The sequence below is a fragment of the Brevibacillus reuszeri genome (assembly GCF_002897295.1).
Taxonomy (GTDB): domain Bacteria; phylum Bacillota; class Bacilli; order Brevibacillales; family Brevibacillaceae; genus Brevibacillus; species Brevibacillus reuszeri_A.
The window spans coordinates 1-514 of record NZ_BEXF01000140.1 but is presented as its reverse complement, the minus strand read 5'-3'; the positions used below and the strand labels follow the sequence as shown (position 1 = coordinate 514).

The window sequence follows — 514 nt, the reverse complement described above, 5'->3', positions numbered from 1 at the left end:
CGGGTCCATGGTGCAGGGCATGCTTTTGATGGCTGTCCACCAGAAATAAGATTATTCATGGCAAGGAGAATTCATATGACAATATGCAGTGAGAACGGTCGTCTCCAGCTGAAGCAGCTGTCGTCCTTTATTGCAAGATTGAATGCGATCCATCAACATCATGTAGGCTATTGCGGTGAACAGGAAGAGGAGATATACAGCACACTCCAGGAGGAGTTCGGTGAATCAGGGGAGCTAAACCGGTGGTTTACGGTTATGTATGATCAAGATGAGATGGTAGGAGCTCTAGGATTCAACGTGGGCGATGAAGAGCGTGCAGCTGAATTATGGGGCCCTTTCATCGATGCGGAAGGCGCTGAGTGGGATCGGATGGCGGAGCAGCTATGGACTGCCGGAATTAAAAAGATTAAGGACAGCGTGGATCGATATTTTGGTTTTTATAATATTCATAATCAGTCTGCCATTAAATTCCTGGAGGCCAAAGGCGGGGTGAGATCGGGAGATCACGCTATTC

General features: G+C 47.9%; 1 pseudogene. It reads left to right on the top strand.

From position 1 onward, the window contains the following. Nucleotides 1-75: 75 nt before the first annotated feature. A pseudogene (locus tag C3B52_RS35865) lies at nt 76-514 on the top strand (GNAT family N-acetyltransferase); the annotation flags it as partial.